This window comes from Novosphingobium sp. CCH12-A3 (assembly GCF_001556015.1).
GTDB lineage: Bacteria > Pseudomonadota > Alphaproteobacteria > Sphingomonadales > Sphingomonadaceae > Novosphingobium > Novosphingobium subterraneum.
In genome coordinates this window covers 1-23,979 of sequence record NZ_LSIA01000296.1, presented here as the reverse complement: position 1 = coordinate 23,979, position 23,979 = coordinate 1, and the positions used below count along the sequence as shown (strand labels likewise).

The 23,979-nt window shown below is 62.3% G+C and carries 17 protein-coding genes; 11 read left to right on the top strand and 6 right to left on the bottom strand.

The features are described 5' to 3' along the window. The first annotated feature begins 165 nt into the window (after positions 1 to 165). The 3 genes from AX703_RS24690 to AX703_RS24680 are packed head-to-tail and all read left to right on the top strand — an operon-like array spanning position 166 to position 2,632. Positions 166 to 429: a helix-turn-helix domain-containing protein gene (locus AX703_RS24690; protein ID WP_369821058.1), complete on the top strand. Its 264-nt coding sequence runs from the start codon at positions 166 to 168 to the stop codon at positions 427 to 429. 2 nt (positions 430 to 431) lie between these two features. Next, on the top strand, positions 432 to 1,739 hold the full coding sequence (locus AX703_RS24685) for a type II toxin-antitoxin system HipA family toxin (protein ID WP_062348007.1): 1,308 nt from the start codon (positions 432 to 434) through the stop codon (positions 1,737 to 1,739). Then, positions 1,736 to 2,632: an HNH endonuclease gene (locus AX703_RS24680; protein ID WP_062348005.1), complete on the top strand. Its 897-nt coding sequence runs from the start codon at positions 1,736 to 1,738 to the stop codon at positions 2,630 to 2,632. The genes AX703_RS24685 and AX703_RS24680 overlap by 4 nt, the downstream gene beginning before the upstream one ends. Positions 2,633 to 2,677: 45 nt before the next feature. Here the strand turns inward: AX703_RS24680 and AX703_RS24675 are convergent, their stop codons facing one another. The 3 genes from AX703_RS24675 to AX703_RS24665 form a co-directional block, all read right to left on the bottom strand. Then, the gene (locus AX703_RS24675) at positions 2,678 to 8,212 is read right to left on the bottom strand and encodes a DUF4011 domain-containing protein (protein ID WP_231735689.1); all 5,535 of its coding nucleotides are present in this window, start codon (positions 8,210 to 8,212) and stop codon (positions 2,678 to 2,680) included. Between the two features lie 527 nt (positions 8,213 to 8,739). After that, on the bottom strand, positions 8,740 to 9,024 hold the full coding sequence (locus tag AX703_RS28105; protein ID WP_062348000.1) for a hypothetical protein: 285 nt from the start codon (positions 9,022 to 9,024) through the stop codon (positions 8,740 to 8,742). A gap of 46 nt (positions 9,025 to 9,070) precedes the next feature. Beyond that, positions 9,071 to 10,867: a DUF262 domain-containing protein gene (locus AX703_RS24665; protein ID WP_062347997.1), complete on the bottom strand. Its 1,797-nt coding sequence runs from the start codon at positions 10,865 to 10,867 to the stop codon at positions 9,071 to 9,073. 528 nt (positions 10,868 to 11,395) lie between these two features. On the opposite strand from AX703_RS24665, the gene AX703_RS24660 reads away from it, so the two are divergent. The 3 genes from AX703_RS24660 (at position 11,396) to AX703_RS24650 (ending at position 15,260) form a co-directional block, all read left to right on the top strand. After that, positions 11,396 to 11,704, top strand: a complete 309-nt coding sequence (locus AX703_RS24660) for a hypothetical protein (protein ID WP_156452203.1) — start codon at positions 11,396 to 11,398, stop codon at positions 11,702 to 11,704. Then, on the top strand, positions 11,701 to 11,982 hold the full coding sequence (locus tag AX703_RS28580; RefSeq protein WP_062347993.1) for a helix-turn-helix domain-containing protein: 282 nt from the start codon (positions 11,701 to 11,703) through the stop codon (positions 11,980 to 11,982). Before AX703_RS24660 ends, AX703_RS28580 begins: the two co-directional genes overlap by 4 nt. Positions 11,983 to 12,374: 392 nt before the next feature. Continuing rightward, positions 12,375 to 15,260 (top strand): CHAT domain-containing tetratricopeptide repeat protein, encoded by a 2,886-nt coding sequence (locus AX703_RS24650; protein WP_062347990.1) that lies wholly within the window; start codon positions 12,375 to 12,377, stop codon positions 15,258 to 15,260. A gap of 8 nt (positions 15,261 to 15,268) precedes the next feature. Here AX703_RS24650 and AX703_RS24645 read toward each other — a convergent pair whose 3' ends face one another. Next, the gene (locus AX703_RS24645; RefSeq protein WP_039336470.1) at positions 15,269 to 16,132 is read right to left on the bottom strand and encodes a dienelactone hydrolase family protein; all 864 of its coding nucleotides are present in this window, start codon (positions 16,130 to 16,132) and stop codon (positions 15,269 to 15,271) included. A 160-nt stretch (positions 16,133 to 16,292) separates the two neighbouring features. On the opposite strand from AX703_RS24645, the gene AX703_RS24640 reads away from it, so the two are divergent. Beyond that, positions 16,293 to 17,012, top strand: coding sequence for a nuclear transport factor 2 family protein (locus tag AX703_RS24640; protein ID WP_039336472.1), 720 nt, complete (start codon positions 16,293 to 16,295; stop codon positions 17,010 to 17,012). A 16-nt stretch (positions 17,013 to 17,028) separates the two neighbouring features. Here AX703_RS24640 and AX703_RS24635 read toward each other — a convergent pair whose 3' ends face one another. After that, on the bottom strand, positions 17,029 to 17,511 hold the full coding sequence (locus AX703_RS24635; protein WP_169745737.1) for a MarR family winged helix-turn-helix transcriptional regulator: 483 nt from the start codon (positions 17,509 to 17,511) through the stop codon (positions 17,029 to 17,031). A 174-nt stretch (positions 17,512 to 17,685) separates the two neighbouring features. Between AX703_RS24635 and AX703_RS24630 the strand changes: the two genes are divergently transcribed. The 4 genes from AX703_RS24630 (at position 17,686) to AX703_RS24615 (ending at position 22,892) form a co-directional block, all read left to right on the top strand. Further along, positions 17,686 to 20,028 (top strand): TonB-dependent receptor, encoded by a 2,343-nt coding sequence (locus AX703_RS24630; RefSeq protein WP_039336476.1) that lies wholly within the window; start codon positions 17,686 to 17,688, stop codon positions 20,026 to 20,028. A gap of 130 nt (positions 20,029 to 20,158) precedes the next feature. Continuing rightward, positions 20,159 to 20,578, top strand: coding sequence for a nuclear transport factor 2 family protein (locus AX703_RS24625; protein WP_062347988.1), 420 nt, complete (start codon positions 20,159 to 20,161; stop codon positions 20,576 to 20,578). After that, positions 20,575 to 22,044 carry an aldehyde dehydrogenase gene (locus AX703_RS24620; protein ID WP_062347986.1) on the top strand — a complete coding sequence of 490 codons (1,470 nt, stop codon included), beginning with the start codon at positions 20,575 to 20,577 and terminating at the stop codon, positions 22,042 to 22,044. Before AX703_RS24625 ends, AX703_RS24620 begins: the two co-directional genes overlap by 4 nt. 11 nt (positions 22,045 to 22,055) lie before the next feature. Continuing rightward, on the top strand, positions 22,056 to 22,892 hold the full coding sequence (locus AX703_RS24615) for an SDR family oxidoreductase (protein ID WP_062347984.1): 837 nt from the start codon (positions 22,056 to 22,058) through the stop codon (positions 22,890 to 22,892). Between the two features lie 21 nt (positions 22,893 to 22,913). On the opposite strand, the gene AX703_RS24610 is transcribed toward AX703_RS24615, so the two are convergent. Beyond that, entirely contained in the window at positions 22,914 to 23,906 is a 993-nt protein-coding gene (locus AX703_RS24610; protein WP_062347982.1) for a DUF4402 domain-containing protein, read from the bottom strand. Between the last annotated feature and the right edge of the window lie 73 nt (positions 23,907 to 23,979).

Genomic DNA, 23,979 nt, shown 5'->3' with positions numbered 1-23,979 from the left:
CAAATCCGCTAAAACCCACGCATTCCCAAAGGCTTCAGAGTTTTTCACGGGCGACTCAATAGCACGGAACATCCGCTCAGCCACCAATAAACTTACCGAGCGGTAAGAATTTCCGGATAGACCTCAACATCAAGGGACTTCCTTCCCGATCGGGAAGAAATGCTCTTGAAACTCTACAGCACATATGAGAACTTCCCGCTCGGTAAGACTGACATGATCGACAACGCAACCCAATTCGGCGCAGCCGTCGCCTCGGCCCGCAAGGCCCTTGGCCTTACCCAGCGGGAGCTGGCGCTCGCAATCAACAGCGGCGAACGCTTCATTGTCGATCTGGAAGCAGGAAAGCCCACCGCGCAACTCGGCAAGGCACTCGCCGCCGCCAAGGCTGTGGGCTTGCGGCTCACCGCGACCGGCATTTCGCAGGCCTGACCGTGGACCTTCCCGTTCACTACGAAGACCGCCTAGTCGCCACGATCAGCGCGGACGCGCAGGGCACCCGCCTTGCCTATGCGGATGCGTGGGGTTCATCCGCTGACAACTTCTCGGTCTCGCTGGCCATGCCCATCCGGCCAGAACCCTATGAGGGGGATCGAGTTCTTCCCTGGCTGATGAACCTCCTGCCGGAAGGCGAACCCCTGCGCGCCATGACGCGCGCGCTCGGCGCTGCACCAGAGGACGTGCTCGGCCTGATAGCACGGACCGGCAACGATCTGGCAGGCGCACTCAGCATCGCACCGCAGCAACTGCGCGGCGAGCAAGGCTATCGCCCGATCCCGGATGCTGCTGCACTTGAACGGATCATCGAGGAATTGCCCGCGCGGCCATTTCTGGTGGGCGAAGACGGCGTATCGATGAGCCTCGCCGGCGCCCAGGAAAAGCTGCCGGTGGCGATCATCAACGGTCAGATCGCCGTGCCGATCAACGGTGCGCCGTCGACACATATCCTCAAGCCTGACAATCCACGCCTGCCCGGCAGCGTCCAGAACGAGGCGCTGTGCATGGTCCTCGCCCGCCGCATCGGCCTCAACGTCGCGCCGGTGACGACCGGCGTTGCAGGGGAACGCAGCTACCTGCTGGTCGAGCGCTATGATCGGACAGGCACCGGCAACAATGTCCGCCGCCTGCATCAGGAGGATTTCTGCCAGGCCCTCGGCCGTCCGCCCGCCGCCAAGTATGAGTTCAACGGCACCGGCACGCGCGGTCCTTCGATTGCAGACATGTTCGCCCTCGTCCGCCAGCATATGACCGCGCGCGATATCAACCGGCTGCTCGACGCCGTGATCTTCAACGCGGCCATCGGCAACGTGGACTCCCACGCTAAGAACTACTCGATCCTGCTCGGCCCGGGCGCGCCACAGCTTGCCCCGCTCTATGACCTGATGTCCGGCCTTGCCTGGGCGAACATCACCCAGAACCACGCCCAGCACATCTTCGGCCGCCACTGGCGCCGCATGGCAGAAGCCGCAGGACTGGCAGCGCGGGGGACGGTGCAGCGGGTGGAACAGGTGACGGCGCGGTTGCTGCGCGAACTGCCCGCAGCGGTCGAGGAGGTAGCAGCAATGCCAGCAGGTTCCCCGATGCTGGAAGTCTTCGCCAAGGAGATCGAGGAGCGGGCAACCGAAGTCAGGGCGCACGCCGAAAAGGAAGGCCTGCCCGACACCGCTGACGCGCCTACGGACGACGTACCGATGATAGGCGCAAGCGCCTATTCTGCTGACAGGGAAGCGGGAGCGTCATGACCAAAGGCATCTTCGTTCATCGCACGGACTCTATCTACGACGACAGCCCGGCGGAGCAGTACCAGTTCCCGCGACAATACCTGACCCGCGTCAGCGCCTGTATTGGCGATTGGATCATCTACTACGAGCCAAGCAAGATCCGCGACACGCGCGGATACTTTGCGGTGGCCAAAGTAGCTCATGTCGTGCCGGACCCGACCGCCAGGGACATGTATCTCGCCCTGATCGAACCCGGGACCTACCTGGACTTCCCCAACCCGGTCGCGTTCAACGGTCCCCTGGGGCTAGTCGAACGTGGAGTTCTCAACGAGCAGGGGAAGATTTCGGGGCGCGCCCAATCCGCTGTCAGGCCCCTATCTATCGAGGACTTCAACCGCATCATCGACCTTGGCCTCGCGGAAGATGACGGCTTCCTGCCGAGGATCGACGAGACGCCCGAGAACCTGCTGCGCGAGGAGCGCTCACCGTTCCAGTTCGAGATCGAACGCGACCGCGTGGCAAATCTCGGTTCACGACTGGTCCGTGACCGCCTGTTCCGCCGTCGTGTTGTCGAGGCCTATGATGCCCGCTGCGCGGTAACCGGGCTGAAGCTGATCAATGGCGGCGGCCGGGCCGAGGTCGAGGCAGCCCATATCCGGCCCGTGGATCGTGGCGGGCCGGACATCGTGACGAATGGGATTGCCCTTTCAGGGACCGTCCACTGGATGTTCGATAGGGGCCTGATCGGATTGAATGACGACCTTGAGATTCTCGTCAGCCGGCAGGCGAACGACCCCGACAGCATCCGCTCTCTGATCAACAGGACCGGCTTCGCCATCCCACCACAGCGACCTCTAGAGCGCCCACATCCGGCCTTCCTGGCCTGGCATCGAGAGCATTGCTTCAAGCACTGAAACAAACAGCAGGTAAAATCAGCGGCGTTGGTTGAAGAGTAAGTTTCAATCTTCCTCTGGCTCACGACCTGCGCGCGATGCTACCTCGCGCATAGCGGCGTACAAGTCATAGGACCGGAAGGCGTCGCCCGTTGCTTCGACCCGCCCCTCATACTCGGATTGGGCCGCCATCGCACGATCGCCGTAAAGCCGCGGCGCTGAGGTAGCACGGCGCACCACCTCAACCTCGCCCAGGAATGCTTCGCCTCTCCATATCTCGTAGAGATTGCCCCTGATCGCCTCATAAGTCTGGAAATCTCCGATTGATCGGAGCTCACGCCCCCGTGGTTCACGCGGGCCGGTCGGGGTGTCGGCAGCGGGTGCTTCCGAGGCAACAACGGTCTCTGACGCGTCAACTGTCGGTCGGCTTTCAATCGGCGGGACCGGCGCAGCTGCGCTCCGCTTCTTTGGCTTGAGCACTTGGGCAGGCTGCGCCTGTGAACCAAGCTCTCGAGCAATCCGTTCGCGAACCTGTTGCAGCCATGACAGCAGCTTTGCTGTTTCGCGTGCAGGATCGGTAAACCAGTCAGTCGACCACACCCGATAGATGTTCCAACCAAGGTTCTCGAGGATAGTCTGTCTGATATGGTCGCGGTCGCGGACGCTCAAGCCTGAGTGGTATGGCGCACCGTCGCACTCGATGCCGGCGATGAACCCTACTGGGCAGCTCGCATGTCGCACTCCAAGATCAATTCTAAATTTTTCGACGCCCACTTGATACACAACGTCGTAGCCGCCTCCTCGCAATGCATCGGCGACAAAAATCTCGAAGTCGCTGTCGGTCTCGCCGCCAGCCGCATCCTCGTAATGGGCGCCCCCGTGAGCATAGTTCAGATAGCTTTTGAACGCGATCACGCCCCTTGACGACTTCTCGGTCACCTTCACGTCGTCTGGCCGTAGGGACGTGATCAGGCGGCAGGACATTTTCGCCCGGGTGACCAGGACGTTCAAGCGCCGCCAACCGACCTCACGGTTCATGAGGCCGAAGTTCTGCCGCACGGCTCCATTCTTGTCGGGGCCGTAGACAGTCGAGATCAGGATGATGTCGCGCTCGTCGCCCTGAACATTTTCAAGGTTCTTGATGAAGAACTCGTCGATCGTCCCGGCAAAGGCCTCGACATATTTGCGGACCCGCTCCTCTTCAACGATCAGCCGGTCGAACTCGTTCTGGAGCAGCTCCGTCTGCTTGGCATTCATCGCCACAATCCCGATGGACCGCTCGGGATGGGTCTGCATTAGGCCAAAGGCCTGCTCGATCACCAACTCCGCCTCACGCTGGTTGATGGAGGACTCGTAGACCGTGTCCGGGTAGAAGGAGGGGGCGTAGAAGCATTTCACGCCCAGGAGCGCGTCATCGTTCGCCATCGGACTGGGGAACACGACGAGATCGCGGTGATAAAACTCACGATTTGAAAACTGGATCAGGCTTTCGTGTTGGGAGCGGTAATGCCACTTCAGGCGCGGCTTTGTCCGGAACCGCTGGTTCGCGAGGTCCAGGATGGACTCGGTCCCGTCATTGACCCCTACCCCGTCGCCATCGTCGTCCCCGTCATCCAGACTGGCCACCTGAAAATGGTCGCTAGGCGGTAGCTGATTGGCGTCGCCCACGACGACGAACTGATCGGCTCGCATGATGCAGCTCACCGAGAATTCCGGCCGCATCTGCGAGGCTTCGTCGATGATGAGTAGGTCGAAATTAAGCGATCCGGGACGGATGAATTGGGCAATGGATGTCGGCGACATCATCCAGACAGGCTTCAACACCTGCAACGCCTGACCGGCGCGGTGCACAACATCGCGGAGCGGCGTTCGCGGCCGGGTGAGTCCCACCTCGTTTTCCAGCAAGCGCAGCTCCGTGAAGTCGGCCTTCTTTCCATACCCGATTCCTATTGGCGGCTTGTCAGAAAGGCGCCGCGCAACGATCGCTGCGGCTTCGAGCTTGTGAAGGTCTTTGTCGACCCGCTTGAACGACTGCCTTGCCGCATCGAGCGACAGGCTGCCAAGACGTCCAAGCTCCTGCCCGTCGCCCCCTAGATAAGAGCGCAAGAGCGCCGAGACTGCGACCAGCTCATAGAGATCGCCAATCAGGTCAGCGGGTGCTTCCTTCGACGTTGCAGCATCTGCGAACGGCGTGAGGTCGCGTGCCGCAACCGCCGCTCGGTATTTTAGAAGGTCTGCGGCCAGGCTAATCCCCCGCCGGTCAGCGCTAAGTTCGCGAAGTATGGTCGATGCCTGTTCCCAGTTCAGCTCGTCACACAGGTCCGCAGTGTCGAGTTCGGCCTCGTCCCAGAGTTGATCGGATGCGGTCTCCCAACTCTCAACGACACGGTGCAGCTCCGATGCAAAAGCTTTAACCGCTGAGAGCAACGCGACTGGCGTAGCGGTTCCGCTGATTAGCGCTGGAATGTTGATAGGGCCGCCAACCGAACGCAAAGCCTCAAGCTCTGCCAAGCTAGATTGCAGGTTGTGGAGGGGCTCCGTCACGTCTCCCACCCAGCTGAACATGGGCTGATCGTGAAGCGAGTCAAAGGCGCCCTTCGCCGCATGCAACTGTAGCACTGCTTCCGCAATAGTCCCGCCCGTCTCACGGCGGTAAGGAGCATCAACCCTCAGGCCCATTGCTGTGCTGGCTTCGGTAATGCTCTGCATCTCGGTCGCTCTGGAGGAACAGTTATCCCCCAAATCACCGAGCGCGACGTCCGCCAGACCTGCTTCGACCATTTCAGCGAGCAAGCCGGCGAGCCGATCGCAACTGGCGGACAGCGTTTGGCGCTCCGTTTCATCAGCGGCTAGCCAGCCACGCAGTGCGCCTGCCTCGTCTAGCGTCGCGAGTTGAGCCGCTGCTTCGCCAATTAGAGCTCGCGCGGCGGCGAGCGATCCGAAATCGCTTTCATGACCATCCCAAAGCATCGCCGGGAATAGCGCCCGGGCCTTGTTATCATCATGGAACGTCCGCCGCCCCCGGATGTAGCTGGCCACTCTGCGCAAGAGGAACGCCGTTTGGAGACGGTCAGAGGCGTCCGTGCAGATCCGACCCGCGCGCCGCCATGCGGTCTTATACCTGCTGCTGAAGAGCCGCGCCACCGCCCCCGTGGATTCGATAGTGTCCGAAAGCTCTTCCAATTCGGCCGGGTCCACGTTTAGCGCGTCAGGCTGAAGCAGCGCGACAACGGCCTCGCGCTCCGCCAGCAGTGCCGCTGCCTCGCGCGAGGCAGCGGCGATCACTCCGTCTGACGCTGCCTCAACAAGGCTGTTTGACAGAAGAGCACTAATCGATGGATTAGCCTGCCCGATCCGGGCCAAGGTCAGAGCGACCTTTTGGGCCTTCCCGGTGGAGGTGCCCGCTCCCTCCGCCAACTTATCGCTCAAACGCTCGAGGTCGCGACCAGCTCCGGTCAGCGATGCGCCGAGCCGTTCATGCAGGGCCTGAACGTGCCGCGCATCGGCAAGTGTCTTCGGGCAGCGGTTGACGCGCAAGGCTGCAGCCAAGGTTTGTGCGGCCACCAAGGAAACAGACTCGGGGCGCTCTACGTCATTTGCTATGTCATCCCGTAGTTTCTGCCACTCAGCCTGCGCCGACAAAAGCTCCAGACATGCGGAACGATGATGAAGCGCCGCCCCGACAATCGTTTCGTCAGAACAGGTGAACGTAGGGAGAGCCGACAGTTGCTCGCTAGCTTCTGGGATTTCATCCTCTCCAGGCGCTGGCAAAACAATGCCTAGTTCGGCGAGCCGAGCAGCGACTTCGGCAACTGCACCTGCAGCCTGCCCGGCGGCGGCGGCGGCATCAAGCGCCGCGCTCTGGTCAAACGGGTTGAGCTTTTCCGCCAGCGTCCAGCGAGTGGCTGCACCCCCCTCCCGTGGCTGCGTGGCGAGCAAGGCCTTCCCGAATTGCGCCAGTACCTCGCGGTTCTCCTTCAACGTGGCCGGATTGAGCTCGGTCACGCCCTTGGATTGCCACCGTGCCTCAACCGCCCTGACCTGGTCACGGCCGAAAAGCTTGCGCAGACGGATTTCCCGCCAGGCCAAGGCATGTGCCGTCATCCCGCTTTTGCCCAGGGGCATGCGGACCAGCGAGAGATAGCGCCGGAGCAGATCACGATGCCGGCGAAGCTCGCTCCGCTTTTCCTCCAGCGCGCGCGCGTCGAGCCGCGGCGCGGCACCGATGCGCTCGCGCACGCCAGCGTAGACTTCGGCCCGGCTTGCCTTGTCGCCATGAAGCTCGAGGAGCAGCGGACCGAAGCCGGCGACCCTGAGCCGGTCGGAAACGACGCGGAGCGCAGCCTGCTTCTCGGCTACGAACAGCACGCGCTTGCCCTGCGAAAGGGCGGTGGCGATCATATTGGTAATCGTCTGTGACTTGCCCGTTCCCGGCGGGCCTTCGATCGCCATGTCACGGCCAGCGGCCATGTCCATGATGGCTTTGTGCTGCGAAGCATCGGCATCGGTGATGAGCGCGGGAACACGTGCCTCATGCACCGGATCGTCGATGTCGATAATGGTGTCGTCACCATCGACTCCGGCGATCTCTGCAGCTCCGACGAGGCCCGGCAGCAATCGGTGCGACGCAAAGGCGCCGTCGGGCCATTTTTCGGGATCGAGATCGCGCCACAGGATCATCGGCGGCAGAACCGAGAGCGTGACAAAGGCCCGCAGGGTCAGCCGCTGCCCTTGGGCGAGCACCGCCTTCACCCGCACGAAATAGGACTCCGGCGTCTCATTTTCGCGCAAGGCGGGAAGGGTAAGCCCCCAATGCTCGCGTGCCTTCTCGATCAGGGCGACGTTGACCTCGAGCCCGCCTTCCCAGACGTTGAGCCGATAGTCCTTCTTCGCCCGCCCTTCGTCCTTGGCGAGCTTGACCGCCAACAGCAGCAACGGTGCATGCGAGGCAACATCGGATTCATCGTCCTCGAACCACTGCACGAATCCGAAGGCGAGGTGGAGCGTATGGTGCCCCGTTTCGCGCAAATGGCTGGTGGCGCGGTCGTCGATGGACTTCAGCCGTCGGTCGAGCTCCTTGCGCGTCAGCAGCACGCGGATCTGGTCATCCTCGTGATGAGCGGCGACATCGCCGTCGTCGCTCATCTTGAGCTCATATGAGGGGTCGAACCCGTGCGCGCGCGCCAGCGCCGCGACGTCCAGGCCCTTGCCATAGTCCAGCTTGGGCAGGCCAAGCTGTTGGCGAACCCGGGTGCGCAGGCCACGCTCGGCTTCCTGCCAGGCACGCACGTCGCCTTCGGCGTCGCCAAGCTTTTCGGTTGCGACAAGGAACTCCGGGTCAGTCAGCCGCGCACGCTCATAGGCGATGCCGAACGTCGGGGTTCGCTCATCGGCCGGGGTCTGCTCCTCCCCCGGCAGGGGTTCGAAGCCCATGCTTCCTGCGCACAGCTGCTCGAACAGCAGATCGGGGCGCTCGTCGACGAACCTCAGCTGGCTGGCGCTGCGCGAAGTGTGCTTGAACGCGATCAATGGTGACCGGCGTGACAGGTCGATCAGTTTGGCCCGCAGCTTGGCGACGGCCTCATCCGTCCATTGCCGCATTTGCGGATGGCGCGGCGGTGTTGGTTTCGGCGAGGCCGCCTCGGATTTACCCGGTGCCGGCTTGGCTTCCTTCAACGCGGCGATCCGCTGTTCGACGCCGCTCAGCAGTCGCCTCGCGCCATCGCTATGCCGGTGGACCAACTCACAGCGGACCAGATCAAGCTCGGCAAGGTTTCCGAAGTTCCGGGTGACTATCTCCGTGAGATCTTCCAGTGACTTGTTGAACAGTGGACGATTCACTTGTCTTACCTCGGATGCTGGTATTGCGCTCGGAAGCGAGTCTTCGGCATGATCTGGATCATGAGATTCGAAATCACCGTAGCTGGATAGGTGTGAATCGATCTTTGCAACTATCGAGCGCGCAAGTGGATGATGATATGTCTGAAGCCCGCGTCGGATGGTCTGCAAACGCTGGTGATCGTCGTAGTGGAAATCAACAAGGTCGGAGATCGTCTGCAAGTTGCTCTCAATGGCGAGAGCGCCTTCCAGACCAAGTTGGCGCATAGCTTCGATAATGTCGAATCTGCTCACTTGCCCGCCCGCTTCTGATTGAGCCGGAACAGGCGGGCGAGGATTTCGTCGTCGGTCAGCAGGCCGGCGCGGAAATCATCGCCCCAGCCATAGGCATCGGCCACCGCTTCATCGAGCACGCGGTGGGCATGGTCGAGCCAGGCGGGGCGAGCGTTGTACAGGTTGGTGATGGGATCAAGCACACCCAGCAAGGCGCAGAGATAAATGAAATGGCTTTGTGACGCCGAACGCTCCTTGAGCTCGACTTGGCGCCATTTGTTGAGAAATTCCTGCGGAGTCATGCAATGCCTTGGTGATGGAGCGTGAGGGGACGGTCTGGCGTCGGCGTCAAGCCGCTACCTCCAGTTCCTCCTCGCCATAATAATCGTCATCCTGGTTCATCGGCAGGATGCTCTCGCGCACGGCTTCCTTACCCATCGCAGCTTCGATCAGAGACAGCAGGCTGGAACGACGCTTATCCATGAAGCCGTTGAAATCGTCTGAAGCCAGCAGCGTCTCGTCAATCTCGTGGCTTGCCAGAATGGCAGACAGCCGATCAGCTGCGATGGGTGGGTTGCTGTCATTCCCCTTCGTCAATCGGCCAAGGTAGGCCGACGGAGCAACACCGCCCAGCATACGGTTGGTGGCGGACGCCAGCGGGGTCTTGTTGACGATGCTGTTGTAGATCGCGGGCTCTATCTTCTGGTTCTTGCACCAAGCTTCGGGGAAGATGTGGTGGATGTCCACGTTCTCATCAAAGAACACGGTCTGGTCATAGGGCTGGCCAGATTTGAAATCCTCGGCCCCGGACTTCATCAGCAAGGCGTGGACGCCCTTGTACGCTGCGGACAGACGCGAGCGGAGAGTGCGAAGGCGCTTTTCCTCGAAACTTGAGCGCTGGACCGTTTGCGGTTCGGCTCCGCCATTGATCCAGGGCGAGAAGTCCCGAATGTCGAGCGCGAAGCGGCTTTCCACTGCCGATCCGTAGAGTTCGCCGAAAACACCGCACCAGTACCACTTGGCCAGCTTCTGGCGCACGGCATCGTTTTCCCAGGCCGTGCCGAGCTCAGCGAGTATCGCGGCCAACGGCACCAGTTGCGTCTGGTATGGCAGGTCGCGCGAGTTGAAGATCTTCAGGGAATGGAGGAACTTCGCGGCAGCCACATATCCGGCCTCAACCTTGTCTGCCCACTTCCGGTAGGCGGCCAATGGCACCTGCAGCAGGCTGTTGCGCGTGGCGCTGATCGCGGGTGGCTCCAATCCGGCGGCAATCGCTTCGTCTCGGCGTTCCTTGGTATGAAGCAGCGAAACGGCCTGCAAAAACTCAACAGGCTCAATTTTCGCAAGCACCTTCTGGTTGATCAGGCGGTCGCGGCGGGCTTTCCAATCGTCGCGGAGATGGAATTCCTCCGACGCATACATGGCAGTGACAAGCTCGAAGGCGTCGAGCGGCTTGCCCCCGGTATTGACCTTCTCGAACACGAGGCAAACGGCGGCCCGCGACGTGTCCTTGCCAAGTTTGATGACAGGCACGTGGTAGGACGTAAAGTTGTTCACGACCTCTTGGGCGAAGCGATTGATGAGCTCCCATTTCTCCTGCCGGGCAACAGGGTCCTTCGCCATCCATTGTGCTGCTGAGATCTGCCACCGGTTCTCATCGAAAATCCGATCGATGGGAAAATGCAGCGCCTCGAATTCGTGCTCCTCGCATGACAGATCAAGCTTCACGTCACGGCCAAAATTCTCCCGGATGATCCGGTCCTCCGGCACGGCGATCACGGCATCGGATCGCGCCACATCCGGATCGAGAGCGGCGCGGATGTCGAAATAGAAATGCACCTTGATCGGCCGCTTCTTGGCCGTCTGCGTAGACACAGGCACAGGCGAGAAGGTCGACTGATAGAGCGAGGTCATCCGCTGCTGGCCATCGAGCAAATATGCTTCAAGAGGCTTAATCGGTGCAGGAGCGCCTTCCACGGGTCGCACAGCAAAAGAAACCTCACCCGACGCATCCAATGTCATCAAGGCGCCGACAGGAAAACCTTCAGAGATTGAGGCAAGCAGATCGATGATCCGGTCCTGATCCCAAACCCACCCGCGCTGAAAATCTGGAAGCTGCAACTTCCCCTCATGGCATTCGCGCATGAGATCTTTCAACGACACAGGATTGGTTTGAAACGAAGTCGTCAAGATCAGCCCCCCTTAAACGGAAAGCAAAACCAATACTCGCGGCTAAACCCACAGCGATATTCAGCTTTTGCTTCCACGCATCATACCGCCTGGCGAGTCGATGCCAAGTTCAGATGTCGGCGAGGTTGGCACATGCCGTCCCGCAGGTAAGGCATCGCAGGACGGGCGCGTGGTATACCAGGGACAAATCCGGGACCCGCCACAAAAGTTGGGCACAGTGTAGAGCACACCGAACGCGACAAATCGCAGGTGAGGTTTTTATAAAACCATTATAATATCAATATCTTGCTTATATCCTGAGAAAATGGCAACTTCTCCGTCAAATCTGACTTGCCGGCAGACTTGGGTTTGCCCGCAAATCACATCAGGCCGAAAGGCGAGGAAATGCGGCATCTTCAGCAGGCTTGACGGCCCATTCGAACATAAGTAGAACAAACTTGCCTTTCGCAGTGTGTTCCAGGCTCCACCAACATGGAGTCCAGTATGACACGCAATGTTTCCATCCAGACCTACCTGCCCAAGCATGTCGCCGCCTGGGTTCAGGATGAAGCCACCCGCGCCAAGCAGAGCCGCAGCCAGTGGATCGGGGCCATCGTCACAGACCTCTTCCAGGGGCAAGAGCTGCGCGAGGAGGCGAGGCAGAACGCTGAGTTCATCAAGCGCCGGCTGATCTTCATCATGTGCGCTCTCGATGGCCTTCTGCTTGCCCATCCGGATGCCACGCTCAGGACTAAAGTCCACGAAGCGCATAAACGGCAGCTCGACAAGCTTGCGCAGGAGCAGGGAGAATGAAGCGCCGGGAAGCCAAGTCGCCTGCCAGCGACGAACAGCTCGCGCTCCCGTTCGATCGTAGCCCCAAGGCAATCCGAACCAACGGCGCGGAGCCGCTCGCCGTCCGGATTCCCGATGCGGTGCGGATGACCGGAATAGGCCGGTCGAAGCTCTACGAGTTGATCGCCTCGGGCGACCTGGAGACGATCAAGATCGGCAGGTGCACACTGGTGACGGTCGATGCGCTCAAAGCCCTTCTGGCCAGGGCACGGGCCGACAGCTATATGGGAGGCCGCTGAGCATCGAAACACTGCGGGCAGCGATTTGAGTCCTCATCGAGGACCAAGCCAAAGCGCGATACGGTATTTTTGACGGTATCGAATCAGCGAATCAGGGCAACAAAGCATTGTGATATAAAGCCTTGTTCGCACGTCACGGTCCCTCTTCTGGCACCATTTCTTGATCGGGCGGTCATCCGCCATCAGGTCCAACATCCTTTTTGAAGATTGCGTATTCGCCTTGCGAGGCGGTGTGCGGCATTCCGGCTTGGTCCGGTTCGCGCTTTTGCTGCGCAGATGGACGTCTCTTCATGCCGATTGATTGTCGATGATCGACAGTCCCGTGCGTCTAGCTTATCCAGCAAGGCGGGATGGATTTCGAAACGGGGTGGGCACAGATGCGGGCTTCTCGGATGCGCAGGGCTGCGCTGGCCGCCGTCTCGGGCCTTGCCTGTCTTGCACTGGTGCCAAATCATGCCGTAGCTAAGTCCGCTGCATCGCTCGCCGCGCTCGACAAAGTCCTGACTGCGGCAATCAACCGGGAAAACGCGAATCCCAACCAGGCCAATTTCGATGCCAGCCTGAAAGCGGCCGAAGCCATCATTGCTGCGGCGGAGGGTTTGCCGATGGGGCCGGATACGGCACCCTATCTGGCCCGTGCTCTTGTTGCGCGTTCCAGCTATGCGCGCGAGGCAGGAGAGATCGACAAGTCCCTGGCCGATGCCGAGCGTGCGCGCGAGGTTATCCTGCCCTATCGCGATCTCGCGCCCGACGCTTATGTGCAGTCGATTGCCCTTGCCGGTGACGTGGCGATCCGCCGGGCCTTGTTCCAGCAGGCGGCCGATCGGCTTGGAGAGGGGGCGGCCTATCTGGCGCAGCGGCGCGGCAAGGGGCCGTCGTCTGCGGCGCTCGACATGAGCGAATCCAACATCGGCTACACGCTGGCGATCGCGTACATGCAGCTCGGGCAGTACGATGCCTCGGTCAAGGCGCAGGAAGCGAGCCTGGCTGCCCGGGTGCGCGCCGTGGGCGAGTTCCATCCGGCGACGATCAGCGCGCGGTACAATCTGGCGTTGCGCCTGTCGCGGGCAGGGCGGCTCGAAGAGGCCGAAGCTATGGCGCGGCTTGCAGCCGAGCAGGTCAAGCAACATGTGCCGCAGACCGACCTGGGGCATGTCCGCGCCGTCGAGACGCTGGCGCTGGTGCTGGCAGGTGGAGGCAAGCGGAGTGAGGCGGTGGAGGTGGCGCGGCATGCGCTCGATATCCGCGTCGCCACCACTGGCACCGGCGATGTCAACTTTGCTGCCGGCCTGACCTCGCTGGGAGGGCTGCTGGCCGATCTCGGGCGCTATGACGAGGCCGTGAGCGTCCTGTCGGGGGCAACGTCGACGCAGGACAAGCTTGGCGCGCTTGCGGCGCCTACGGACCGCCTTCGCACCTTGACGTTTCTCGGGCATGCCCAATTGGGGCAGGGCAAGGTGGCCGATGCGCGCCAATCGCTGGATGCGGCCTACGCGATCTGGGAAAAGACCAGGGCGGCAGGGACGGCCGAAACCCTTCTGCCATCGGTAGCGCTGGCGCGTCTCGACAGTGGCGACGAAGCTGGTGCGGTCGCCGCCGCGACAGCACATCTTGCGGTCGCCTCCAGCCCAAGAGCGCCCGTGCTGGGCAAGGCGCAATCATGCGCTATCGGCGCCTTGCTTGGCATTGCGGCGGCCGAATGCGGCGGAAGTCCGGGCTATGCGCTTGTTCGCGCGGTGACCGACCGGCTCGATGCGAGTGCGGATGGCGAGCTCGTGCTGGCAGACCGCCTGTCGCTGGAACTGGCAATGCGGCTGGCACTGCGTAATGGTGATGTTCAACTGGCGGCCGATGCATCGCAGGTGCTGGTAGGATCGAAGGTTGCGCGGGCGACACGGCTTGCCGCGGCCCGGGCGGGGACTTCAGACCCCGGGCTGGCAGCGCGCATACGCACTCTTCAGGATGCCGAGATGGCCTACCGTCGTGCCAATTCGGTCTATCTGCTGCTGCTGGGAAATGGCGGCGACGTGCAATCGGCCCGTACGGCTCGCGATGTGGCGCTTGCCACGCTGGAGCAGGAGCGTGCCGGTATCGCCCGCAGCTATCCTGCCTGGGCCGCGCTTACCGCTCGCCAAGGCGTCCCCCTGGCCGATATCAGGAGCACGCTGGCAAAGGACGAGGCTGTCCTGGCGGTCGTTCCGGCGTTGACGTCGGCCTTCGTCCTGCTGGTCTCGCCAGACCGGGCCGTGGTGCAGCGGATGCAACCTAGCCGCGCGAGCTTTGCGTCGAGCGCGGCACGGTTGCGTCGCGCGCTCGACCAGCGGAGCTTCGATGCGGCAAGCTCGCACGAACTCTATCGCGCGATCTTCGCAGGCATAGCACCTGATTTGCGCAGGACAGGGGCCTTGCGGATAGTCGCTGGTGGTGATGCCGCAGCCATCCCGTTCGCAACCTTGCTGGAGCGTCCGGTCGACAGGATCGGTCGCAAGGCTCCGTTTCTCGTCATGCGCTATGCCTTGTCGGCTGGTGCGTCATTGCAGGCGCGGACAGCACAGCCGCGGCGCGCGCTGGCTGCTTCGGCCATGCTGGCGCTGGGCGCGCCAACACCGTTCGGCACCAGCATGGCGGATGCGCAAGCGGCAAGGAAGGGGCCGCTCCTGGCAAGTGCTGTCTTTCGCGGGGGGCAGGCGGATGCGCAGTCGCTCGCCTCGCTGCCCGCCTTGCGCTCGGCCGAAGTTGAAGCCGTCTCGCGCAGCGTTGGCAAGGCAACCGTCCTTACCGGTGACCAGGCAAGCGAAGAGCAACTGGCCAAGACCAGGCTGGACCAGTACGGCGTCCTGTTGTTTGCCACGCATGCATTGGTCGCCGGGGAAATGGAAGGCGTTACCGAGCCCGCGCTCGTGCTGGCCCGACCGGAGCGAGGATCAAGCAGCGATGGCGTGCTGACCGCGTCAGAGATTGGCGCGCTACGGCTCGATGCCGACTGGGTGATCCTTTCCGCCTGCAACACTGCTGCCGGCGACGGTGAGGCAGCCCCGGCCTATTCCGGCCTCGCACAGGCATTCCGCTACGCGGGGGCACGAACGCTGATGCTTTCGCATTGGCCCGTACGCGACGATGCGGCGGCGGTACTGGCCGCAACAGTGCTCAAGGAGGCGGCGAAGGGGCGAAAGCCGGCGCAGGCGCTACGTACGGCCATGTTGCGCGCCATGGCCGATCCGGACCTGCCGGATGCGGCCAATCCGCACGTCTGGGCTCCGTTCGTCGTGTTTGAATAGGCGGAGGTTCAGAGGTTTGCCTTGAACAGGTCGAGCATCCTGCCCCAGGCCCGTTCTGCCTGAGTACGGTCATAGATCGGGGCGTCTAGGGTGCACCAGCCGTGCTGGGCAGGGTAGACTTCGATCTCGGCAGGGCGGCTGGCGGCATCGGCTGCCGCGCGAAGCTGCGTCTTCTCCTTGGGTGCGCGCTCGTCATCGTTCTGGGCGATGGCAAAGAGATAGGCGGCGCGGGTCTTGCCGATCAGGTTGACCGGGCTGTCGGCCTCCGGCCCGACGAGACCGCCGCCGTGGAACGAGGCAGCCGCGCCGACGCGAGCGGGGTTGGCAAAGGCCGTCCGCACCGTGAAGGGGCCGCCCATGCAATAGCCGGCGGAGCCGATGCGCTTCCTGGCGTTCACTTCCTTCTGCATGTCGAGCCATGACACGAATGCAGCGGCATCCGAGGTGGTGCCCGAAGGCGTGATTGCCGCGATCATGGGCTTAAGCTTCTTCTGCCCGGCGTCAGAGCGCCACGCCATCAGTGACTCGAGGATCGGGGCGGGGCTGGAGCGGTAATACTGGTTGACGACCAGCACCGCATAACCGGCAGCGGCAAGGCGGGTGCCCATGGTCTTGTAGGCATCGCGCAGGCCCGCGATGTCGGGCCACATGATCACGGCAGGGTGCTTGCCGCGGGTGGGGTAGACAAAGAAGGCATCAGCCTTGCCGTCGGGCGTGTCGATCGTCACCATGCGGCTGGAGGTCGGCGCTTCTGCGGCGGTGACGCAGCCCGGGATCGTGGCGAGCGCGGCAGCGCCTGCGCCGAGGCCTGCAAACTCGCGCCGGTTGAGGAAGAATGCAGCGTTTTCGGCTTCGGTGATCTCATCACACATCGCAGGTTCTCCAGCTCCCGTCAGTCGAGAAACCTAGCGCAGCGCAGTTCGCGCGCAAGGTTTGAATCGGTTTCATTTTTCCCTCTCGCAATCACGGCGACATTTGTTAGTGTTGCTTACAATATTAGCCCTGCCGAAGAACTCTGGGGAGAGTCGAGACATGACCGATGTGAATGCCCGCCTTGCCGCGCTCGAAGCGCGCGTGACCGAGCTTGAGGATCTCAACGCGATCCGTCGCCTGCAGTGGGCCTACGGCTACTACATCGACTACAACCGGCCGGAAGAAGTGGCCGGGTTGTTCGCGAAGGACGGCGCGGTCGTGTTCCTGTCGGGCGAATACGTCGGCTACGAAGGGGTGATGCGGCTTTATGGAACGTGGTTCCAGAACCTGTTCACCGGAGGGCGGCGCGGCCCGGTCCATGGGCTGCTGCTCGACCACTTCCAGCTGCAGGACGTGATCACGATTTCTGACGACGGTCAGAGCGCCAAGGGACGGTTCCGGGGCATTCTTGCAGGCGGCTGGCACGATGACATCCTGGGGGACAAGCCCGAGGGCATGCCGCAGCAGTTCTGGGAAAGCGGGATCTACGAAAACGACTACGTCAAGGAAGACGGCGTCTGGAAGATCAAGCGCCTCGACTACATGATGCAGTGGCAGGCCGATTACGAGACTGGCTGGTCAAAGACCGTGGCGCACCTGCAGCCTGCCGCGGTGTGCTTCCCCGAGAACCCGATCGGGCCGGACCGCCTGCTACCCGATACCGACGTACGCCAGACCTGGCCGCATCGGCAGGAAGTGGCGATGAGCTTTGCCCATCCGGTGCTGGCCAAGGCCTTTGCCGTGGGGGATTTCACCAGGATGCAAAAAAAGTGGCCGTAAGGGGCGTCGGGGCGGGTTAACCGCCCCAGCGGCCGATGCGAGCGAGTACGGCTGCGGCGACGCGGCGGAAGGCTTCGCGGTCACGCGCCGGAACGCCCTTGAACAGGTCTGCGCCGACGTGGGCCAAGGCTGGAATGGTCTGTGCGAACAGTTCTTGCCCCGCAGTGGTCAGCCGAACCGGCTTGCGGCGGCGATTGCGGCGATTGGACCCGGGTTCCACAAGACCGCGCTGCATGAGCGCGGCGATCGCACGGCTGACGTTCATCGGCGGGACGCCCATGATTTCGGACAGGTCATGGCCGGCCAGTTCGCCTTCGCCACCCAGGGCCAGGACAATGCGCAGGTCAGTGGTGGTAAGGCCAAGCGGATCGGCGACCCCTTCGCGCATCGGCGTGCCGATAAAGGTGCCCAGCTTGAGCAGGTCGACCAGCAGCGCAACCTCACCCTCGATCAGGGCGATGTTCTGGTCTGCTTGTGCCGTGGTCGGTGGCGTATCCATCAGGCGCATCTATTGCCGGGTTCCCGTCCATCGGCAAGTGCTGAAGTGTGCTCGATCTGCATCACTTTGCACCCTCTTGAACATGCGCAAATGTTAGGCTTGCAAAGCGGTAATTAGTATGTCTTACTAACAAACAGCAACCGGTTCCGAAGAGGACCATACAGGAGAGGGGATATGGCTCAAGCCCATCGTACCACGTCACATGTGCGCCTGCTAGCCGCAGGTAGCCTGGCCGCGCTCATGCTCGGTCTTGCCGCGCCGGCCATGGCGCAGGATGCTCAGGCGCAGGCTGAGGAAAGCACGCCGGAATCGGCGCGCGAGATCGTCGTGACCGCGCAGTTCCGCGAACAGCGCCTGCAGGATACGCCGCTTTCGATCACTGCCGTCGATGCGACCTTGCTGGCCTCGCGCAACCAGACCGACCTGTCGCAGATCGCGCAACAGGCCCCGAACGTCACGCTGAATGCGATGGGCGGCGCCTATGGCTCGTCGCTGGGCGCTTCGATCCGCGGCATCGGCCAGTTCGACTTCAACCCCGCCTACGAACCGGGCGTCGGCATGTATGTCGATGATGTGTATTACGCCACGCTGACCGGCGGCATTTTCGACCTGCTTGACCTTGAGCGCGTGGAAGTCCTGCGCGGCCCCCAGGGCACGTTGACCGGCCGTAACGCAATCGGCGGCGCGATCAAACTGTTCTCCAAGAAACCGACCGACGAGAATTCAGGCATGGTCGAGGCGGTCTACGGCAGCCGCAACCGCGTCGACATCCGTGGCAGCGCGAACTTCATCCTCGCGCAGGACCTCTATGCCCGCATCTCGGGCGTGTACAAGCGCCAGAATGGCTACGTCGACCAGATCGACTATGGCTGCGCCAATCCCGGCAACCCGCAGGGTATCAGCGCGCGCCCCGGATCGGGCCAGGACTGTGTGATCGATAAGCTCGGCGAGAAGGGCTACGCCGGTCTTCGCGGATCGGTGCGGTATAATCCGGGCGATAATTTCGACCTCGTCATCATCGGCGACTATACGCATGAAGAGCGCACCAACGCGGCAGAAGTGATCTCGCTGATCAACCCGGCGCGCATCACCAACGCCTATGCCTGCGGCCGCTTCTGCACTTACGCGAACTTCTACGCCCCGCCGGGCGGCTTCGTCAGCCAAGGCTACGAGATGCCCAACCGCCTGAAGTTCGATGGCTATGGCTTCTCGGCCAACATGACCGTGGGCCTGAGCGATTCGATCAACATTCAGTCGATCACCGCCTACCGCAACTACCGCCAGAAGTGGGGCACCGACGACGACTTCACCCCCGACCTTGCGATTGCGGGTCAGGGCTACAACGACCTGAAGTTCTGGTTCTTCAGCGAGGAACTGCGCGTCAACGCCAAGCTTGGTGACATGATCGACCTGACCGTCGGCGGGTTCTATTCCGACCAGCGCTCGGTCTACTTCACCCGCCAGGACATTCGCTACATCGCGCCGGGCCTGAACTTCCAGTTCCTCGGCAACGACCCGGTCAACGCCGATAGCAAGGCCGTGTTCGGCACGGTGATTGCACGCCCGATGGATGGCCTGACGCTGACTGGCGGTCTGCGCTACACGAAGGAAAGCAAGGACTACACCTTCGTCCGCAAGAACTTCGACGGCGTCACCAAGTCGATCTACCTGGGCGCACTCGACGGCGTGAAGGCCGTCTACTCGGGCGACAAGGTCGACTGGCGCCTTTCGGCTGACTATCGCTTCAGCCCGGAAGTGCTCGCCTACGTGACAGTCGGAACGGGCTTCAAGGGCGGCGGCGTGACCGCGCGTCCGTTTGACGCCGCGCAGGCGCTCAACGGCAGCTTCGATCCCGAAACGGTCACCGCATATGAAGCAGGCCTCAAGACCGATCTGTTCGATCGCCGCCTGCGCATCAACATCGCCGGGTTCATCAACGACTACAACGATATCCAGCTGCCGCTGATCTCCTGTGCGTCGCTGGGCTCGAACGCGCCGTGCGGTGCGCGCCAGAATGCGGGTAACGGCCGCATCAAGGGCTTCGAGCTCGAAATGCAGGCCTCGCCGATTGAGGGTCTGGATATCGATGCCTCGCTCAGCCACCTGACCGGCAACTACAAGAATATCGATCCACGCGTTGGAAACGCGATCCTGCTGACCGACCCGATCGTGACACCGAACTGGAAGTACAGCTTCGGCATCCAGTATCGCGCCGATCTCGGCAGTGCAGGTTCGATCACCCCGCGCTTTGACTTTGCGCACACGGGCAAGACCAGCGCCGGCCGCATCGCTGCTGGCCAGCCGATTGAGTTCTTCAACGCCTATGACATCGGCAACGCCCGCCTGACCTGGCGCAACGAGGCCGAGGACCTGTCGATCTCGTTCGAAGTGCAGAACGTCTTCAACGAGTACTACACGCCGTTCCGCTTCGCATCGGTCTATGCCTTCACCGGTACGGCCTACAGCCAGGTGGGTCGTCCGCGTGAATGGGCAGTCACTGTGCAGAAGCGCTTCTGATCATTTCAGAGTGCGCTAGGGAAAGGGGCGGTCAGCGATGGCCGCCCCATTCTTTTGAGCTTGGCGTAAACCATATCAAATGTTAGCTTTTCCATGCGAGCCGAATCCGGCCGCTACTGGGAGAGCCACCGTGCTGACGCGCGAAGCCTATGATCGCTATGTCGCCGCGTTCAACGCGAAGGACTATGACGCGGTTGCCGATTTCTATGTCGATCCGCCGCTGATGACGTTCTTTGGAGTCGAGATCCGTTCGCGCCAGGCGCTCAAGGATTTTTACGCATTCCTTCACCATCATGTGAAGGAAAGCGTGACCGTTCTGAACTTTGCCTGTTCCGATACCCTGACCGCCATCGATGCTGTCATTCGGGTGGAAGCGGTGAAGGACCTTTCCCGTGAAGCGCTCGACGCGCGCGGGATGCACGGCTTCTTCCCGATCGCGGTGGGCGAAGTGCAGGAAATGCGGCAGTTCATATTCTATACGATCAAGGACGGCCTGATCGAGCGCGTTGAATGCGCGCTGGCGCAGGCGTGGGAGGACACCAAGCCATGACACCAGAAGGCGTGAACGTCGCCCATCCCGACAAGCTCTTCATCGGCGGTCGGTGGGTGCCCGCCCACTCCGGACGCATGATCGAACTGGTCTCGCCCAACACCGAGCTAGTGGTGGGGCGCGTGGCGGAGGCCGACGAGGCCGACATGGATGCTGCCGTGGCCGCAGCGCGCATGGCATTCGATCACGGGCCTTGGCCAACCACGCCGCCTGCCGAGCGCATCGCTATGTTCCGGCGGATGGTGGCCCACCTCGAAACGCGCGTGCCCGAACTGGCCAGAGCCTGGACAGCCCAGATGGGCGGGCTGGCCTCGTTTGCCGGGCCAATGCATGGCGGCAGCGTCATGGCATTGAGCCAGATCGCCGGGTTTGCCGAACAGTTCGAATTCGTCGAGCGCCGCCCGAGCATGGCAGCGGACACAGCGCTGATCGCCTACGAGCCGGTCGGCGTCGTTGCGGCCATTGCGCCGTGGAACGGCCCGTTCGGGATCATGGCCAACAAGGTCGCCTATGCGCTGTTGACCGGTTGCACGGTGATCATGAAGCCATCGCCGGAAACGCCGCTCGAAGCCTACATCATTGCCGAGGCGGCAGAGGCGGCAGGCATTCCTGCGGGCGTGGTGAACCTTGTTACCGGGCACCGTGAGGCGAGCGACCATCTCGTCTGCAACGAAGGCGTCGACAAGGTGAGCTTCACCGGCAGCACCGTTGCAGGCAAGCGCATCGCCAGTGTCTGCGGCGCGCGCATGGCGCGGTGCACGCTGGAACTGGGTGGCAAGTCCGCAGCCATCGTGCGCGACGATTTCCCTATCGATGCGGCAGCCAAGATGCTGACCGGCACGATCACGATGATGAGCGGGCAGGTCTGCGCAATGCTCAGCCGCGTGATCGTGCCGCGCCACCGGCACGACGAACTGGCCGAAGCCATCGCGGCGGAGATGAAGCAGGTCCGCATCGGTCATTCAGATGACCCCGAAACCCAGCTCGGTCCGGTGGCGATGAAACGCCAGCTCGAGCGCATCGAGATGTATGTCGAGGAGGGCAGGCAGACGGCTGATCTGGTCACCGGCGGCGGGCGTCCGGCACACCTCAACCGGGGGTATTTCATCGAACCGACCCTGTTTGCCAACGTGAGGAACGAAAGCCGCATCGCGCAGGAGGAGATCTTCGGCCCGGTCCTCAGCCTGATCCCGGTGGAAGACGAGGAAGATGCGATCCGCACCGCCAACGCCAGCGTCTATGGCCTTAACGGTTCGGTGCTGACGACAGATGCCGACGCAGCCTACCGCATAGCCCGGCGCGTCCGCACCGGCGGCTTCGGGCAGAACGGCTTGCGCATGGATTTCGGCCTGCCCTTTGGCGGGTTCAAGCAATCGGGCATTGGCCGCGAAGGCGGGCCGGAGGGGCTGTTCCCCTATCTCGAGATGAAGACGATCCTGATCGACGCAATGCCGTCGGCACTTTGAAGGACACGGGCATGAGCGGACACATTGCGGGCAAGTCGATCGTCATTACGGGCGCCGGTGGCGGATTTGGCAGCCTGGTCGCGAAGAAGGCGGCGGGAATGGGCGCCAGCGTCACGCTGGGCGACATCGACCTCGCTGCTGCTCAAGGTGTCGCCGATGCCATCATTGCAGCAGGCGGCAAGGCGCACGCAGTGGCTGTCGACGTGCGTAACCTGGCGCAGGTCAAGGCGTTGGTCGCCGCTGCGCTCGATGCGTTCGGTGTGGTGGACGTGATGGTCAACAACGCCGGGATCATGCCGCTGGCGTTCTTCTCGGACCACGAAGCCGCTTATCCCGCCTGGGAGCGCTGCATCGACATCAACATCAAGGGCGTGCTGAACGGCATGGTCGCGGCCTATGATCCGATGATTGCGGCGGGGCGGGGACAGATCGTCAACATCTCTTCGATCTATGGCAATTTCCCGGTGATCGGCGCGGCGGTCTATGGTGCATCGAAATCGGCGGTGAATTTCCTGTCGGAATCGCTGCGGGTTGAAAGCCGCGGGAAGATCAAGGTCACCACGATCAAGCCAACCGGCGTGCCGACGACCGGCCTCTCCGGCACGGTGGTCAATCAGGCCGCCGGTATCGGCATCGTTGCACACAACATGCCCGATTTCATGGAGATGGTCGGCGAGATGGCGGCGGGGACGTTCCCACCCGAACGGCTCGATCCCGAGGCGATGGACTATGCCAGCCTTGCACCGGAACACATCGCCGATGCCGTGATCCATGCAATCGACCAGCCTTGGGGCGTCTCGATTGCCGAAGTGACTGTCCGGGCGGCCGGAGACCACTTCGTTCTGTGAGGAGCGTGGTTGCTCGTCACGTTAGTTGTACTGCACCATCACCGTAACGGTCCCTGTCAGCGTGCCGAGCGCCGAGGAGCCACTGAGGGGCACGGAGCCACCGACACTGACATTCACCGTACCGGCCGAACCGGTTGAGCCGCTCAGCACCTGCGGGCCACCCCCGACATTGGTCAGTGTAGCCGTGACCGAGCCACCGCTGCCCGATAGCGTCATCGTGGTCGGCACCGATACGGTGACCGCCTGACCGCCCTCGCCGCTTACGGTGAACTGGGCTGCTGTCGCCGCTGGCGCAGGGAAGCGGCGGACATTGGTTCCGCTGACCGAGACGACCCCATCGGGCGTCAGCGTGACCGCGCCGGAACCGCTCGTTGGACGTGTGACCGCGCCGAACTGCAGGTCCTGCGTCTTGGCAATGCTGACAGGGCGGATGACCTTGGCCAGGATGTTGCCGACAAGCGAATCCGATCCGCCGCCCGTCGCGCGCTGTGCGGTGATAAGGTAGCTACTGGAGGCGCTCCCCGTCGGAGATGCGGACTCGTTGCCGTCGACAGGAAGGTCGAAGCCGATCAGGAACGTGCGTGAAGATCTGCGAGGAATGGGTGCCAGATTGATCACGACATAGTTCCCCGCACTGTAAGCGGAGTTTACCGTTGCAGTGCCATTCGCAACGCTGATTGCGGTAATGTATCCGACGCGTCCTGTGGGCGATCCGGCCAGTGCCAGCGTCACCTGGACATTCGTCGCATTGCAGGCAAAAGTGTTGCTGCACGAAATCGTCACTTCGGCGTTTGCTGCCGTGTTCGACAGCCGCACCCCCGAACCGGAGGCAACCGTGACCGATCCCGACGAAGCGTTTGACCGGAACACCGTCTGCCCGGAGGCTGCGGAGACGACGTCGCCGAAGTTGGCATCGGTGATCGCATCGACCGTGTAGGTCTGGGCATGCGCCACTGGAATCGGCACGAGTTGCAACAACAGGGTGCAGAGCGTGGTCAGCAACAAGCGGGTCATCAGCGTTTCACCATTTGCACGTGTTCGCTGAAGGCGACTTCACCGTTGACGTCAACGACACTCCCATCCGCTC